This window comes from Bordetella genomosp. 1, from assembly GCF_002261335.1.
Taxonomy (GTDB): Bacteria; Pseudomonadota; Gammaproteobacteria; order Burkholderiales; family Burkholderiaceae_B; genus Bordetella.
The window spans coordinates 200,352-215,474 of the sequence record NZ_NEVL01000007.1 but is presented as its reverse complement, the minus strand read 5'-3'; the positions used below and the strand labels follow the sequence as shown (position 1 = coordinate 215,474).

The 15,123-nt window shown below is 67.9% G+C and carries 13 protein-coding genes; 7 read left to right on the top strand and 6 right to left on the bottom strand.

Translation table 11 applies throughout. From position 1 onward, the window contains the following. Positions 1-5 precede the first annotated feature (5 nt). Positions 6-1,022 carry a porphobilinogen synthase gene (hemB, locus tag CEG14_RS25190; protein WP_094829163.1) on the bottom strand — a complete coding sequence of 339 codons (1,017 nt, stop codon included), beginning with the start codon at positions 1,020-1,022 and terminating at the stop codon, positions 6-8. Then, on the bottom strand, positions 1,019-1,642 hold the full coding sequence (gene yihA, locus CEG14_RS25185; protein ID WP_094829162.1) for a ribosome biogenesis GTP-binding protein YihA/YsxC: 624 nt from the start codon (positions 1,640-1,642) through the stop codon (positions 1,019-1,021). The genes hemB and yihA overlap by 4 nt, the downstream gene beginning before the upstream one ends. Positions 1,643-1,878: 236 nt before the next feature. Between yihA and CEG14_RS25180 the strand changes: the two genes are divergently transcribed. The 3 genes from CEG14_RS25180 (at position 1,879) to ccsB (ending at position 6,165) form a co-directional block, all read left to right on the top strand. Then, a complete protein-coding gene (locus tag CEG14_RS25180) occupies positions 1,879-2,580 on the top strand; it encodes a c-type cytochrome (RefSeq protein WP_094829161.1) in 702 nt (233 codons plus the stop codon). Between the two features lie 148 nt (positions 2,581-2,728). Beyond that, positions 2,729-4,816 carry a cytochrome c biogenesis protein ResB gene (locus CEG14_RS25175; RefSeq protein ID WP_094829160.1) on the top strand — a complete coding sequence of 696 codons (2,088 nt, stop codon included), beginning with the start codon at positions 2,729-2,731 and terminating at the stop codon, positions 4,814-4,816. An 8-nt stretch (positions 4,817-4,824) separates the two neighbouring features. Beyond that, a complete protein-coding gene (gene ccsB, locus CEG14_RS25170) occupies positions 4,825-6,165 on the top strand; it encodes a c-type cytochrome biogenesis protein CcsB (RefSeq protein ID WP_094829159.1) in 1,341 nt (446 codons plus the stop codon). A gap of 73 nt (positions 6,166-6,238) precedes the next feature. On the opposite strand, the gene lysA is transcribed toward ccsB, so the two are convergent. Then, on the bottom strand, positions 6,239-7,528 hold the full coding sequence (lysA, locus tag CEG14_RS25165) for a diaminopimelate decarboxylase (RefSeq protein ID WP_094829158.1): 1,290 nt from the start codon (positions 7,526-7,528) through the stop codon (positions 6,239-6,241). A gap of 12 nt (positions 7,529-7,540) precedes the next feature. After that, entirely contained in the window at positions 7,541-7,723 is a 183-nt protein-coding gene (lptM, locus tag CEG14_RS25160; RefSeq protein ID WP_255032053.1) for an LPS translocon maturation chaperone LptM, read from the bottom strand. Positions 7,724-7,778: 55 nt separating this feature from the next. On the opposite strand from lptM, the gene cyaY reads away from it, so the two are divergent. Continuing rightward, complete coding sequence (gene cyaY / locus CEG14_RS25155; RefSeq protein WP_094829157.1) at positions 7,779-8,108, top strand: iron donor protein CyaY; 330 nt, start codon at positions 7,779-7,781, stop codon at positions 8,106-8,108. Positions 8,109-8,213: 105 nt separating this feature from the next. Here the strand turns inward: cyaY and CEG14_RS25150 are convergent, their stop codons facing one another. Further along, positions 8,214-10,652, bottom strand: a complete 2,439-nt coding sequence (locus tag CEG14_RS25150; protein ID WP_094829156.1) for a penicillin-binding protein 1A — start codon at positions 10,650-10,652, stop codon at positions 8,214-8,216. 113 nt (positions 10,653-10,765) lie between these two features. Between CEG14_RS25150 and CEG14_RS25145 the strand changes: the two genes are divergently transcribed. The 3 genes from CEG14_RS25145 to CEG14_RS25135 are packed head-to-tail and all read left to right on the top strand — an operon-like array spanning position 10,766 to position 13,640. Next, positions 10,766-11,413, top strand: coding sequence for a shikimate kinase (locus tag CEG14_RS25145; protein WP_094829155.1), 648 nt, complete (start codon positions 10,766-10,768; stop codon positions 11,411-11,413). Then, complete coding sequence (gene aroB / locus CEG14_RS25140; RefSeq protein WP_094829154.1) at positions 11,410-12,486, top strand: 3-dehydroquinate synthase; 1,077 nt, start codon at positions 11,410-11,412, stop codon at positions 12,484-12,486. Before CEG14_RS25145 ends, aroB begins: the two co-directional genes overlap by 4 nt. Continuing rightward, positions 12,483-13,640, top strand: coding sequence for a deoxyguanosinetriphosphate triphosphohydrolase (locus tag CEG14_RS25135; RefSeq protein WP_094829153.1), 1,158 nt, complete (start codon positions 12,483-12,485; stop codon positions 13,638-13,640). The genes aroB and CEG14_RS25135 overlap by 4 nt, the downstream gene beginning before the upstream one ends. 319 nt (positions 13,641-13,959) lie before the next feature. On the opposite strand, the gene CEG14_RS25130 is transcribed toward CEG14_RS25135, so the two are convergent. Beyond that, positions 13,960-15,042: a helix-turn-helix transcriptional regulator gene (locus CEG14_RS25130; protein ID WP_094829152.1), complete on the bottom strand. Its 1,083-nt coding sequence runs from the start codon at positions 15,040-15,042 to the stop codon at positions 13,960-13,962. Positions 15,043-15,123 lie beyond the last annotated feature (81 nt).

The window sequence follows — 15,123 nt, the reverse complement described above, 5'->3', positions numbered from 1 at the left end:
CGGGCTCAGCGCGCCTGGCGCAGCAGCGTCGCGGCTTCGATCGCGAAGTAGGTCAGGATGCCGTCGGCGCCGGCACGCTTGAACGCCAGCAGGGCTTCCATCATCACCTTGTCGTGGTCGAGCCAGCCATTGGCCGACGCCGCCTTGATCATGGCGTATTCGCCGCTGACCTGATAGGCGAAGGTCGGCACGCGGAACGCGTCCTTCACGCGACGCAGCACGTCGAGATAGGGCATGCCGGGCTTGACCATCACCATGTCGGCGCCTTCCTGCAGGTCGGCCGCGACCTCGCGCAGCGCCTCGTCGATGTTGCCCGGATCCATCTGGTAAGCCATTTTGTTGGACTTGCCCAGGTTGGTGGCCGAGCCCACCGCGTCGCGGAAGGGGCCATAGAAGGCGCTCGCGTACTTGGCCGAGTAGGCCATGATGCGGGTGTGGATGTGATCCTGCGACTCGAGCGCGGTGCGGATCGCGCCGATGCGGCCGTCCATCATGTCGCTGGGCGCCACGATGTCCACGCCGGCGGCGGCCTGCGTGAGGGCCTGCTGGATCAGGATCTGCACGGTCGGCTCGTTGAGCACGTAGCCGTCTTCGTCGATCACGCCATCCTGGCCGTGGCTGGTGTAGGGATCGAGCGCCACGTCGGTGAGCACGCCGAGCTCGGGGAAGCGCTGCTTGAGCTCGCGCACCACGCGCGGGATCAGGCCGTCGGGATTGGTGGCCTCGATGCCGTCGGGCGTCTTGAGCGAGGGGTCGATCACCGGGAACAGCGACAGCACCGGAATGCCCAGCTCGACGCATTGCTCGGCCACCGGCAGCAGCGTGTCGAGCGAGTAGCGCGTCACGCCGGGCAGCGAGCCCACCGGCTGGCGCAGGCCCTGGCCTTCGGCCACGAACACCGGATAGATCAGGTCGTCGGCGGTGAGCGTGTTTTCGCGCACCAGGCGGCGCGTGAAGTCGTCGCGGCGCAGGCGGCGGGGGCGGGCGTTCGGGAAAGCGGCGGAGATGATCTGCGGGTTCATGGCACTACCTTGGGTGAAATCCAGTTCTCGATGTGGGCACCGGCCTCTTCGAGGCCGATGCGTTCGGTCGACGAGAACGGCACCATGTGCAGGGCGCCGATGTCGGCCAGTTGTTTGCGCACGTCGAATACGGCGCGCACGCGCTGGCCGTAGGGCAGCTTGTCTGCCTTGGTCAGCAATGCCAGCACCGGGCGACCGGTGGGGGCGATGAAATTGGCGAGCCGGCGGTCGAGCTCGGTCACGCCGCGGCGAATGTCGATCAGCAGCACGATGCCGACCAGCGAGGCGCGGTCGCGCAGATAGCCGCCGAGGATGTCGGCCCACTTTTCCTTTTCGCGATGGGCCACGGAAGCGTAGCCATAGCCGGGCAGGTCGACCAGGTAGCCGAGCTGCTCGCCCGGCGTGAGCGGGTCGGGCAGGCCGAACATGTTGATCAGCCGGGTGCGGCCCGGCGTCTTGCTCGAGAAGGCCAGCCGACGCTGGTTGCAGAGCACATTGATCGCGGAGGACTTGCCCGCGTTGGAGCGGCCAACGAAGCAGACCTCGGGCGCACCGGGGGGCGGCAGCTGGTCGAGCTGGGCTGCCGAAATGACGAATGAGGCGCGATGAAGTAAGGACACGGGCTGCCTTCGGGACGGTTGATTGCGATCCCTATTGTATAATCCGGCGTTTGCAACAGTGGTCCCCGCGCGTGGGGGCGGCTACCTGCGGGCTTGCCGGACATCATGGGCCGAGCTGCCGGGGGCTGGCAAAAGCAGTATGAGAACCGTTCGCGCGGGCAGGCGTCGGGCATGCAGGCAGATGCTGAACAGCAGCTGCAATGTGCTCGAATCGACATCCGAACGTCGAGGTTTACATGAAGCGTGTGCTGTCCCGGATGATGGCTGCAGGCGGGCTTGTGCTCGGTGCCACCGTCATGACTACCAGTTTCGCCGCTGATGGGGCCTCTGCCCCGACCAAGCCTGATGCGGCCAAAGGCGCCCAGCTCTATCAAGGGGGCGACGCGGCGCGTGGCATCATCGCCTGTATCACCTGTCACGGACCGGGAGGCAACAGCAGCATCCCGGCCAATCCCAATCTCGCGGGCCAGCCCCACGAGTACCTGGTCAAGCAGCTGCAGGATTTCCGCGTCAAAGACGGCGAAAAGCTGCCGGCGCGGCTCGGCGCAGGCGGCAATCCCACGCCGATGTCCGCCGTCGCGCAACCGCTTTCCCCTCAGGATATCCAGAACGTTGCCCTCTATCTGGCCCAGCAGGCGCTCTCGCAACCGGCCACCGCCGGCCACGAGAGCCTCGTCGAGCGCGGCCAGAAGATCTGGCGCGGCGGCCTGCCCGAGCGCAGCGTGCCGGCCTGCGCCTCGTGCCACAGCCCCACGGGCGCCGGCATCCCGGGCCAGTATCCCCGCCTCGCCGGCCAGTTCCCCTCGTACCTCGAAGAGCAGCTCAAGCTGTTCAGGAGCGGCGAGCGGGCCACCAACGAGCCCATGCACCAGATCGCCGATCGCCTGTCCGATGCCGACATCAAGGCGGTCGCGGATTACGCGGCGGGTCTGCGCTAGATCAAGGCCGTGGCGGTTTGCGCGGCCGGGGTGCGCTAGCATGGTGGCGGTCCGTCAGGCCCGCCGCCGCGCGCCCGTCCGGTCCCGGAACCCCTCCGGGGCCTTGCTGTCTATGTGAGGGGCCGGCTCACTCGGCCCCTCTTTTTTCATGAATCAAACCGCCATTTCCTCCCCCTCCCGCCTGCGCAGCCTGCCGCGTGACCTGTTCGAGCTGCTGGGCTCGATGCGCTTCGCCGTCAGCCTGCTGATGTTCATCTGCGTGGCCAGCGTGGTCGGCACGGTGCTGCCGCAGGGCCGCCCGGCCAGCAACTACATCGATCAGTTCGGCCCGTTCTGGTACGAGGTGTTCGACAAGTTCTCGATCTGGCACGTCTACAACAGTTGGTGGTTCCTGCTGATCATGGGCTTTCTGGTGGTCTCCACCTCGGTCTGTCTGATTCGCAATGCGCCCAAGATGCTGCGCGACGCGCGCTCGTTCCGCGAGCACGTGCGCGCCTCCAGCCTGCGCGCGTTCCCGCACCGCGTGCAGACGCAGACCGCGATGAACGTGGCCGGCACCGAAGGCGAGGTGCGGTCGCTGTTGCGCCGCCAGGGCTACGCCGTGCGCGAGCGCCGCGATGGCGATGGCGTGCTGCTGGCTGCCAAGAAGGGCAGCGCCAACCGCCTGGGCTACATCTGTGCCCACGCGGCGATGGTGGTGATCTGTATCGGCGGGTTGCTCGACAGCGAGCTGCCCGTGCGACTGCAGATGATGTTTGCCGGCAAGACGCCGATCGTCGACAACATGCTGATCGCCGACGTGCCGCAGAGCGGCCGCCTGCCGCTCGCCAACCCGAGCTTCCGCGCCAACGTGCTGGTGCCGGAAGGCGCGGCGCGCAACACCGCCCTGGTCATGATCGGCGATGGCGTGCTGGTGCAGCCGCTGCCGTTCACGCTCAAGCTCGACAAGTTCGACGTGGAGTACTACTCCACCGGCATGCCGAGCCGGTTCGCCAGCCATGTCGAGGTCACGGATCCGGACACGGGCAAGAGCTTCAAGTCGGTGATCGAGGTCAACGAGCCGCTGCGCTACAAGGGCGTGACGGTCTACCAGAGCAACATGGGCGACGGCGGCAGCAAGGTCACGCTGACCGGCTATCCGCTGCAGGGCGGCGGCGCGCCGTTCAAGGTGGACGGCGCGGTCGACGAAACCAACGACCTGAGCGCGCGCATCAACGGCCAGACCACGCAGAGCCTGAAGCTGCGCGTCACCGACCTGCGCCCGATCAACGTCGAGGAAATCAACGCCAACGGGCCGCAGGCCGCCAAGCGCCAGGACTTCTCCGAGCATCTGGCCGCCGTCACCGGCAGCGCCGCGGGCCGCAAGAACGAAAACCTGCGCAACGTCGGCCCCACGGTGGAGTATCAGCTGGTCGACGAGGCCGGCCAGGCGCGCGACTACCGCGTGTACATGCTGCCGATCGACCTCGACGGCGTGCCGGTGCTGCTGGCCGGCGTGCGCGACAACCCGGCGCAGAATTTCGGCTACGTGCGCATCCCGGTCGACGAGGACGGCTCGCCCACTGAGTTCCTGCGGCTGCGCGCGGCGCTGGCCGATCCGACGGTGCGGGCCGAGGCGGTGCGCCGCTTCGTGGAGCGCAACCTGCCTGCGGGCGCCGATCGCCAGGCCCTGAGCGCGGCCGCGCAACGCGGGCTCGACACCTACGCCAGCGGTGGCCTGCGCGCGCTGGCCGAGCTGCTGCAGCAGGGCACCGATCCGAGCGAGACCGAGCGTGCCGCCGGCGTGGTGTTGCGCCTGCTGGGCAGCACCATGTACGACGTGCGCGCCATCATGCGCGAACGCAACGGCATGCCGCCGCTGCCCGACACCGGTCCGCAGGCCGAGCAGGCCAGCCGCTGGCAGCAGGTGGCGCTGGGCGCGATGTCCGACCTCACGCTGTATCCGGCGCCGGTGCTGTTTGCGCTCAGCGACTTCCAGCACATCCAGGCCAGCGGCTTCCAGGTGAGCCGCACGCCGGGCAAGAACGCCGTGTACCTGGGCTGCCTGCTGCTGATCGTCGGCGTGTTCTCGATGTTCTATATCCGCGACCGCCGCATCTGGGTCTGGCTCAGCCCCGCCCGTGAAGGCCATGGCACCGACGTCCAGGCGGCCATGACCTCGCAGAAGCGTACACTGGACTTCAATCAGGAATTCGACCGGTTCGACCAGGCCATGAAGGGCCTGGGCCGGTCTTGAGATCAGCCATGAATACCACCACCCGCCCGCCGCTCCCCGATTCGAACTGGAGCAGCACGTTTTCCCAGACCGGCGACAACCGCGCGCAGCGCGGCCGTCCCGACTGGACCGACCTGGTGTTCTTCGTGCTGCTGGCCGTGGGCGCGGGCTATGCCCTGACGCGCTTCAGCCAGTCGATGGACTACTACGAGAAGCTCATCCTGTGCGGCACCGTGCCGGCGCTCACCTGGCTGGGCTGGCTGTGGCGCCCGCTGCGCCGCCTGATGGTGGCCTGTGCGCTGGCCGTGGGGCTGGCCCTCACGCTCTACCAGAACGATCTGGTACGCGCCGAGCAGGTGTTCTTCCTCAAGTATCTGCTGTCGTCGCAATCGGCCATCCTGTGGATGTGCGCGCTGTTCATGCTGGCCACGGTCTGCTACTGGATCGGCATCGTCAGCCCCACCTCGGCGTGGCTGGGCACGGCGCTCACGTGGGGCGCGGTGTTCGCGGGCACGACCGGCCTGCTGGTGCGCTGGCGCGAAGGCCACCTGATGGGCCCGGACCTGGGCCACATCCCGGTGAGCAATCTGTACGAGGTGTTCGTGCTGTTCGCGCTCATCACGGCGCTGTTCTATCTCTATTACGAGCGCAAGTACGCGACCCGCGCGCTGGGCGGCTTCGTGCTGCTGGTGATCTCCTCGTCGATCGTGTTCCTGCTCTGGTATTCGTTCACGCGTGACGCCGGGCAGATCCAGCCGCTGGTGCCGGCGCTCAAGAGCTGGTGGATGAAGCTGCACGTGCCCGCCAACTTCATCGGCTACGGCACGTTCTCGCTAGCCGCGATGGTGGGCTTCGCCTATCTGGTCAAGCAGCATGGCGAGACCACCTCCTGGAAAAAGCTGGCGCCGCTGTTCGTGCTGGGCGTGCTGCTGTGCGCCGAGCCGATGGTGTTCCGCACCGACGGGCTGTCGGCCACCTGGATGATCTATGGCGGCGTGGGGGCGGTGATCGTGGGCAGCATCCTGCTGGCGCGCCGCCGCATCGCGCAGGCCCTGCCGTCGCTCGAGGTGCTCGACGACATCATGTATCGCGCCATCGCGATCGGCTTCGCGTTCTTCACCGTGGCCACCGTGCTCGGCGCGCTGTGGGCCGCCGATGCGTGGGGCGCCTACTGGCAATGGGACCCGAAGGAAACCTGGGCCCTGATCGTGTGGCTCAACTACGCGGCCTGGCTGCACATGCGCCTCATCAAGGGGCTGCGCGGCTCGATGGCGGCCTACTGGGCGCTCGTGGGCCTGCTCATCACCGGCTTTGCCTTCCTGGGCGTGAACATGTTCCTGTCGGGCCTGCACTCCTACGGCGAGCTCTGACGCCGCGGCGAGTGCCCAAAAACAAGGCCCCGTGCATGCACGGGGCCTTTTGCATGGCGCGCGCCCGACGGCGTCAGGGCAGCGTGGACTCGCCGCGCAGCAGATCGTCGAAGGTCTCGCGCTGGCGCACCACGTGGTAGTGGGCGCCATCGACCATGACTTCGGCCGCGCGCGGGCGGGTGTTGTAGTTGCCCGCCATGACCATGCCATAGGCGCCGGCCGACTCGAGCGCGAGCACGTCATCCTGCTGGATGTCGAGCTGGCGCTCCTTGGCCAGCCAGTCGCCGCTTTCGCAGACCGGACCGACCACGTCGTAGACCTTGCCCGCGCCGCCGCGCGGCGTGACGGCGCGCACGCCGTGATAGGCCTGGTACAGGGTGGGACGCAGCAGGTCGTTCATCGCCGCATCGACGATGGCGAAGTTGCGCGCGTCGTTGTGCTTGAGGAACTGCACCGTGGTGAGCAGCACGCCGGCGTTGCCGACCAGCGAACGGCCCGGCTCCAGCATCAGGTGCAGGTGGCCGTGGCCACGCGCCTGCAGGCGGTCGAACACGCGATCGAGCAGCGCGCGCGGCGACGGCGGCACTTCGTCGGTGTAGCGGATGCCCAGGCCGCCGCCGAGGTCGAGGTGCTCGATGCGGATGCCGGCTTCGGTGAGGCGGTCGATCAAATCGAGCAGCTTTTCGAGCGCGTCGAAATACGGGCTGATGTCGGTGAGCTGCGAGCCGATGTGGCAGTCGACGCCGACGACCTGCAGGCCGGGCAGCGAGGCCGCGGTCTGGTAGGCGGCGAGCGCCTCGTCGATCGCGATGCCGAACTTGTTTTCTTTCAGGCCGGTGGAGATGTAGGGGTGGGTCTGGGCGTCGACGTCGGGGTTGACGCGCAGCGACACGCGGGCCGTGCGGCCGACGGCCTGCGCGACCTCGGAGAGACGGGCCAGCTCGGCCGTGGACTCGACGTTGAAGCACTTCACGCCGGCCAGCAGGGCCTCGCGCATTTCCCAGGCCTGCTTGCCCACGCCGGAGAACACGATCTTGGCGGGGTCGCCGCCGACGGCCAGCACGCGCTTGAGTTCACCGCCCGACACGATGTCGAAGCCGGCGCCCAGGCGCGCGAATTCCTTCAGCACGGCCAGGTTGGAGTTGGCTTTCATGCCGTAGCAGACCAGCACCGGGCGGTCGCCGATGGCGTCGCGGTAGTTGTCCCAGGCGGCCTTGAGGGCGGCGCGCGAGTAGACGTAGAGCGGCGTTCCGAGTTCCTGGGCCAGGTGCGCCAGCGAGACGCCTTCGGCGTGCAGCACGCCGTTGGCGTAATGGAAATGCGGATGGCCAGCCAGTTCGGGCTGGGCGGTCGTGACGGTCATGAGAAGCAGGCCTTAGTTCGGCAGGGTGGTGGTGTCGTTCTGGGGGGCGTTGATCGCCGGTTCCGGCTTGCGCTGCGAGGCGTTGCCCTGGCCCGGTTTGCCCGTGCCGTCGTTCGGCAGGTAGAGTGGACCACGGTAGCCGCAGGCGGCCAGCAGGCCAGCCGCGGCAAGCGTGGCTACAATGCGTAGAGCCATGCGGCCAAAAGCCATGTGGAACACTGGGAACTCCGTAATCATTGCAGGTTAGATTATGACCGAAACCGAATTTCTTGCCTTGGTGGATCAGGTGCTCGACTCGATCGAGAGCCAGGCCGACGACTGGGCCGCATCGCTCGATGTCGACGTCGAGGCCACCCGCAGCGGCAATGTGCTGACCCTCGTGTTCGAGGACGGCACCCACGTCGTGGTCAACAGCCAGGCGGCCATGCAGGAACTGTGGGTTGCCGCCCGTACCGGCGGTTTCCATTACCGCTACGACGGCCAGCGCTGGAACGACACGCGCGGCGGCCCGGGCCTGCCCGATGCGCTGTCGCAGATCTGTTCCGCGGCTGCCGGCGTGCCGGTCAGCGTCAAGCTGTAAAGACGAGGCCGGCTGCATGCCGGCCCGCTGTCTGCGCCGGCCCGGTTTCCCTGGGCCGGCCGCTCACCCGATCCGACTGCCGCGCCCGCGGGCGCGGCCTCCACCTCAGAACGGGATGTTCTGCGACCAGGGTTGCGACGAGCTCGCGCCCACGCCCGGCGCGGCACGGATCGGGCCTTCCTGGCCGGTCAGGCCGTTCAGGAAGTCGCCGAGCGCATCGCCCGCCTGCGGCAGCCCCAGCCGCGCCACGGCCTGTCCGGGCGGGAATTCCGAGAAATAGTAGTCGCCGCCCTCGGCCAGCAGGCCGTCGGGACGCGGACGTTGCTTCTCTTCGGGCACGCCCTTGAGCGCTTCCTGCATGAAATCGACCCAGATCGGCATGGCGGCGCCGCCGCCGGTTTCGCGCGAGCCGAGCGAACGCGGCTGGTCGAAGCCCAGCCAGGCGGTGGCCACGAGGCTCGGCGTGTAGCCGGAGAACCACGCGTCGACCGATTCGTTGGTGGTGCCGGTCTTGCCGGCCAGGTCGTTGCGCTTGAGCATGACGCGGGCGCGCGCGGCCGTGCCGCTGGTGGCGACACCGCGCAGCATGTCGTCGGCGACCCAGGCGGTGCGCGGATCGATCGCGCGCGCCGCGGCGTCGCCCGCCACCACCGGACGGGCCTGCATCAGCACCTTGCCGGAGCTGTCGGTGACCTTGTCGATCAGGAACGGCGTGACGCGATAGCCGCCGTTGGCGAATACCGAGAACGCGCCGGCCAGCTGCAGCGGCGTGACCGAGCCCGCGCCGAGCGCGAGCGGCAGCACGGCCGGCTGGCGTGCCTTGTCGAAGCCGAAGCGGGTCAGGTATTCCTGCGCATACTGCGGGCCGATCGCCTCGAGGATGCGGATCGAGACCATGTTCTTCGACTTGTACAGGCCCTGGCGCATCGTCAGCATGGGCTCGTACTGGTTGCCGTAGTTTTTGGGGTGCCAGGCCTTGGAGCCGGTCTGCGCGGCCGAGAGCTCGAACGGCTGGTCGGAGATCTGCGTGCCCGGGGTCAGGCCGCGCTCGAGCGAAGCCGCGTAGATGAAGGGCTTGATGCTGGAGCCGGGCTGGCGCCACGCCTGCGTCACGCGGTTGAAGTTGCCGCGATAGAAGTCGAAGCCGCCGACCAGCGCGCGGATCGCGCCGTCCTGCGGGGCGAGGGCCACGAAGGCCGCCTGCACCGACGGCATGTTGATCACTTCCCAGCCGTCGTTGTATTTGTGGATGTAGACCACCGAGCCGCGCTTGAGGCGCTGTTCGGGCTTGGCCTTGTCGTTGAGCGAACGCGCGATCACGCCGAGCGCCTTCTTGTCGGTGATCGAGATGATCTCGCGCGAGCTGCGCGCCACCTTCACTTCGGTGGGGCTGGCGGACAGCACCAGCGCGGTGAGCAGGTCGGCGCTGTCGGGGTATTTGTCGAACACGCCGTCGAGGAAGTCATCGAGGGCCTGCGGATTGCTTTCGGTGCCGGCCGGCATCTCGAGTTGCTCTTCCGGGCCCGGGTAGGGCGCGCGGCGCGTGTACTCGAGCACGCCTTCGCGCACGGCGCGGTAGGCGGCTTCCTGGTCTTTCGAGGTGACCGTGGTGTAGATGTTGATGCCGCGCGAGTACAGGTTGTCCTGGTACACGCCGTAGAGCAGCTGGCGCGCCAGTTCGGCCACGTATTCGCCGTGGATCGCATAGCCGCCGGCGGGGGTGCCCTCGGCCGACTTCATCACGATGGGCTGGGCCATCGCTTCCTTGTATTCCGGCTCGGTGAGATAGCCCAGCGAATACATGCGGCCCAGCACGTAGCGCTGGCGCAGCTCGGCGCGCGGACGGTTCGAGATCGGGTTGAAGCGCGACGGCGCCTTCGGGATGCCGGCCAGCATGGCGGCCTCGGCGGGCGTGACCTGCGACAGCGGCTTGCCGAAGTAGGTGCGCGAGGCGGCGGCGAAGCCATAGGCGCGGTGGCCCAGGTAAATCTGGTTCATGTAGAGCTCGAGGATCTGGTCCTTGGTGAGCTCGTTCTCGATCTTGAACGTGAGCAGCAGTTCGTAGAACTTGCGCGAGTACGTCTTTTCGGAAGAGAGATAGAAGTTGCGCGCGACCTGCATCGTGATCGTGCTGGCGCCCTGCGTCTTGGACATGTTGACGAGGTTGGTGAGGCCCGCGCGCGCCACCCCCATCCAGTCGATGCCGCCGTGTTGATAGAAGCGGTCGTCTTCGGCCGCGAGCACGGCCGACTTCATGACGTCGGGAATCTCGTTGAAGCGAAGCACGTTGCGGCGCTCTTCACCGAACTCGCCGATCAGGACCTTGTCGGCCGTGTAGACGCGCAGCGGCACGCGCGGCCGGTAGTCGGTCATGGCGTGCAGGTCGGGCAGATTGGGCCAGGCCAGCGCCAGCGCCATGCCGGCCAGCAATGCGCCACACAGCGCCAGGCCCGCACAGAAAATGCCGGTCTTGACGAAAAATCGCAAAAACGGGGACCCGCTGGGGGCGGACTGCTCTTCTTTGGAATTCGGACGCTTGCTCATCGCGGCGATTTTACGGTGATCTCCGGCCCGACCCGCTGAGGGATGGCCGGTTTCTGTAACAAAATAAATCGTTGTGGTAAGCGGGCAACTGGCGGCGATGGGATAATGCCGATATGAATCTTTCCGCCCACACTTGCGACGAGTCCGATCCTGACCCGTTGCCCGACGATTGCCCTGAAGCCGCGGCGCCTGTGTGCCCCGCGGAATGCGTGGAACCGTTGCTGCACCTGCCGCACGATCTGCCGATCTTCCTGGTCGGGATGATGGGGGCCGGCAAGACCACCATCGGCCGTGGCCTGGCGCGTGCGCTGGGACGCGACTTCGTCGATCTGGATCATGAGCTCGAGGCGCGCTGCGGCGTGCGCGTGCCGGTGATCTTCGAGATCGAGGGCGAGGCGGGATTCCGGCGGCGCGAGGCGGCTGCTCTGCAAGAGTGTACCCAACGGCGCGGGATTATTCTCGCCACCGGCGGGGGCGCGGTGCTCGCGGACGACAATCGCGCGGCCCTCAAGGCACGCGGCATCGTGCTGTATCTGCGCGCGAGCGTGGACGAGCTCTACCGCCGCACCTGCCGCGACCGCAACCGTCCCCTCCTGGCCACCGCGGATCCGCGCGGCACGCTGCGCGACCTGATGGTCAAGCGCGAGCCGCTGTATGTCGAGGTGGCCGACCTCGTGATCGAGACCGGATCGGCCCCCATCACGACGCTGGTCAAATCCATCCTGCCCAAGCTGCAGGCGTACGAGAAGCACACCTCATGAACGTTGTAGAAGTCGACACCCCGGGCGGCCAGTACCCGATCCGCATCGCGCCCGGCCGCATCGATCGCCTGGACGAGGCCATCCCCGCCGACGCCACCACGATCGCCATCGTCACCAATCCCACCGTGGGCGCGCTCTACGGCGCGCGCGCCGAGGCGGCGCTGGCGCGCACGGGCCGCAAGGTGCTGCGCATCGAGCTGCCCGACGGCGAGGCGCACAAGGATTGGCAGACGCTCAACCTCATCTTCGACGCCATGCTCGAGAATCGCCTGGACCGCCGCGCGGTGCTGGTGGCGCTGGGCGGCGGCGTGATCGGCGACATGACCGGCTTCGCCGCGGCCGTCTACATGCGCGGCGTGCGCTTCGTGCAGGTGCCGACCACGCTGCTGGCGCAGGTGGATTCGTCGGTGGGCGGCAAGACGGCGGTCAACCATCCGCTGGGCAAGAACATGATCGGCGCGTTCTACCAGCCGGTGGCCGTCGAGATCGACACCGACGTGCTGCAGACGCTGCCCGCGCGCGAGGTGTCGGCGGGCCTGGCCGAGGTCATCAAATACGGCCTGATCCTGGATCCGGTCTTCTGGGACTGGTGTGAGCAGAACGCGGCCGCGCTGCGCGCGCTCGACGCCGACGCCGTGGCCCATGCGATCCGCCGTTCCTGCGAGCTCAAGGCGCAGGTGGTGGGCAAGGACGAGCGCGAGTCCGGCTTGCGCGCCATTCTCAACCTGGGCCACACGTTCGGCCATGCCATCGAGTCGGGCCTGGGGTATGGTGAGTGGCTGCACGGCGAGGCCGTCGGTTGCGGCATGGTGCAGGCGGCCGAGCTGTCGGCCGAGGTCTGCGGCTTCCCGGCGGCCGACGTGGCGCGGGTGCGCGCGCTCGTGCAGGCCATCGGCTGCCCGGTGGTGGCACCCGACCTGGGGCTGGAACGCTGGATCGCGCTGATGCAGGTCGACAAGAAGACCGAGGGCGGCGAGATCAAATTCGTGCTGCTGCCGCGCATCGGCGAGGCCGTCACGCGCGGCGCGCCGCAGGCGGCGGTGGCAGCGGTACTGCAACGAACGATTCAATGAGCGAGGGCGGGACGGTGGTGAGTGCGATGAACGAATTGGCTTCTTATGCATCCGACCCCGCCCGCAGCCGCGGCCGCCGGCACCCGGAGCCGGCGCCGGAAAACCGCAGCGAATTCCAGCGCGACCGCGATCGCATCGTGCATGCGAACGCGTTTCGCCGCCTCGAGTACAAGACCCAGGTCTTCGTCAATCACGAGGGCGATCTGTTCCGCACGCGCCTCACGCACAGCCTCGAAGTGGCGCAGATCGCGCGCACGCTGGCGCGCAGCCTGCGGCTGTCCGAAGACCTGACCGAGGCCATCGCGCTGGCGCACGACCTCGGCCACACGCCGTTCGGTCATGCCGGCCAGGACGAGCTCAACGCCTGCATGCGCGAGCTGGTGCCCGAGGCGGGCGGCTTCGAGCACAACCTGCAGAGCCTGCGCGTGGTCGACGAGCTCGAGGAGCGCTACGCCGAGTTCAACGGCCTGAACCTCTGCTTCGAAACGCGCGAAGGCATCCTCAAGCATTGCTCGGCGGCGCATGCGCGCCAGCTGGGCGACGTGGGCCAGCGCTTCATCGACCGCACGCAGCCCTCGCTCGAAGCGCAACTGGCCAACCTGGCCGACGAGATCGCCTACAACAACCACGACATCGACGACGGCCTGCGCTCGGGCCTGATCACGATCGAGCAGCTGCTCGAGGTGGGCATCTTCGCGCGCCACTACGAATCGGTGCTGGCGAAATATCCGCGCCTGCCCACGCGGCGCGCCACCGCCGAGACCATCCGGCGCATGATCAACACCCTGATCGTGGATCTCACCGGCACCTCGCAGGAGCGCATCCTGCATGCCGCGCCGGCCAGCGCCGACGAGGCGCGCCGGGCCGGCCCGCTGGCGGGCTTCTCGCCCGAGATCCGCCGCGAGGCCGATCAGCTGAAGAAATTCCTGTTCGACAATCTCTATCGCCACTACCAGGTGGTGCGCATGACGCGCAAGGCGCGCCGCATCGTGCGCGAGCTGTTCGAGGTGTTCCTCGACGACCCGCGCCTGCTGCCGCCCGACTATCGCCGCGACACCGAGGTGACGCAGGCGCGCGCGATCTCCGACTACATCGCCGGCATGACCGATCGCTACGCCATCAGCGAGCATCGGCGGTTGTTCGACATGGGCTGAGCGGGCAAGACGTGCGTCTCGCCCGCTACCTGGGTAGAACCCTAGGTTGCGGGCTTTTTCACCCCAAGGGGTGATGCGTCGCAGGCCCGGGACCCATAGCATCGTGGATGCACATTCGCCGTGCTTTCCCGCCCACTGTGATGCGACAATCGGGGCTCCCGTCGCATCAGAGTCGGCGGTTCTTTTTTGTCGGCGCAGCCGATATCCCCAGAATTCCTGTCTTTTTCTCGACAGCGCCAGGCGCCGTGGCAAGCGGTTGCGCGCGCAATGATCGGGAGGGGGCTGCGCGTCAGTGACGCGCGTCACTGTCGAGCTTTGGTCAGTGCGGGGCGGGGCTCTGCAGCACGCTGATCATGCGCAGCAGGGCGGCCTGGCGCTGCGCGCCGGTCTTCTGCAGCACGGCCTTGCTCTGGGTGCGCGCGGTCTCGAGCGCGATACCGAGCTGCGCGGCCGCCTGCGCCAGCGTGGCGCCATTGACCAGGCAGTCCAGCAGACGGCACTCGGCCGCGCTCAACCGGAACAGTTCGCGCAGCACGCCGTGCGGCACGGGGCGGGGCGTGAGGTGGGTGTGGACCAGGATCAGGGCGAGCGGCTCGTCGCGGCCCGCGGCCTCGCGCAACGAGGCCGGCGCGGGCAACGCGATCAGCAGCGTGCCGTCGGGCAGGCGGTGGGCATCGGCCAGCGCGCCCACCATGCCGGCGCTCGCGGTGGCGCGCGTCAGCAGGCGGCGCCACGCGGGCAGGTTCATGACCTGGGCGCCGGCACGCCGGAACCAGGCCTCGCCGCCGTCGTTGGCCAGCAGCACGCGTCCGGCCATCGAACACAGCAGCAACGGCGTGGCGAAGGTGTCGAGCGCGGCGCGCCCCAGGCGGGCGCGCTGTTCGAGCTCACCCAGTTGCACGCGCAACTTCAGCGCGCGGCGGAAGTGCGGCAGCATGCGCAACAGGATCTGTTCGTGCTCGGGCTCGAAATAGCCCTGGTCCGTGCCGCGCTGGAACGACATGCTCCATTCGGTGTCTTCGGTGTGCAGCGTGCGCGTCACCATCAGCGAGCCGATGCCGTGGGGATGCAGGAAATCCTGGTAGAACGGCGAGCGCTGCATGGTCTCGACGCCGATGTCGCGCTGGTCCAGCAGGCAGTTGCCGCTGGGCAGGCGATCGACGCTGGGCAGCACCTCGTCGATGCGGTGATAGTGCGCCTCGTACTCGGCCAGCAGCGCATCGCTCAGGCCGGCCATCTCGATCACGCGCACCTGGTCGGTGTCGCGGTCGCGGGCCAGCAGCGCACAGCGATCGGTGTCGACGGCGCGCGCCGCCATGCGCAATGCGCGTTGCCATTGCTGTGTGTCGGCCACGCCCTCGTAAAGGGCGCTGGCGATCCGGAGTTCACAAGAAGCGTCCATGAGGCGGGGCGAGTGGGGAAAACGGCAGGCGCTGTAACAGCAGCAGCAAATTTACCTCAAGTTCACCCCATGCCCAGGCGC

Bases quoted from the DNA above. Each gene is read 5' to 3' on its own strand.
- CEG14_RS25130 (WP_094829152.1), bottom strand. From the start codon at position 15,042: ATGGACGCTTCTTGTGAACTCCGGATCGCCAGCGCCCTTTACGAGGGC.
- CEG14_RS25180 (WP_094829161.1), top strand. From the start codon at position 1,879: ATGAAGCGTGTGCTGTCCCGGATGATGGCTGCAGGCGGGCTTGTGCTC.
- lptM (WP_255032053.1), bottom strand. From the start codon at position 7,723: ATGGCTCTACGCATTGTAGCCACGCTTGCCGCGGCTGGCCTGCTGGCC.
- CEG14_RS25175 (WP_094829160.1), top strand. From the start codon at position 2,729: ATGAATCAAACCGCCATTTCCTCCCCCTCCCGCCTGCGCAGCCTGCCG.
- aroB (WP_094829154.1), top strand. From the start codon at position 11,410: ATGAACGTTGTAGAAGTCGACACCCCGGGCGGCCAGTACCCGATCCGC.
- CEG14_RS25135 (WP_094829153.1), top strand. From the start codon at position 12,483: ATGAGCGAGGGCGGGACGGTGGTGAGTGCGATGAACGAATTGGCTTCT.
- ccsB (WP_094829159.1), top strand. From the start codon at position 4,825: ATGAATACCACCACCCGCCCGCCGCTCCCCGATTCGAACTGGAGCAGC.
- cyaY (WP_094829157.1), top strand. From the start codon at position 7,779: ATGACCGAAACCGAATTTCTTGCCTTGGTGGATCAGGTGCTCGACTCG.
- lysA (WP_094829158.1), bottom strand. From the start codon at position 7,528: ATGACCGTCACGACCGCCCAGCCCGAACTGGCTGGCCATCCGCATTTC.
- hemB (WP_094829163.1), bottom strand. From the start codon at position 1,022: ATGAACCCGCAGATCATCTCCGCCGCTTTCCCGAACGCCCGCCCCCGC.
- CEG14_RS25145 (WP_094829155.1), top strand. From the start codon at position 10,766: ATGAATCTTTCCGCCCACACTTGCGACGAGTCCGATCCTGACCCGTTG.
- CEG14_RS25150 (WP_094829156.1), bottom strand. From the start codon at position 10,652: ATGAGCAAGCGTCCGAATTCCAAAGAAGAGCAGTCCGCCCCCAGCGGG.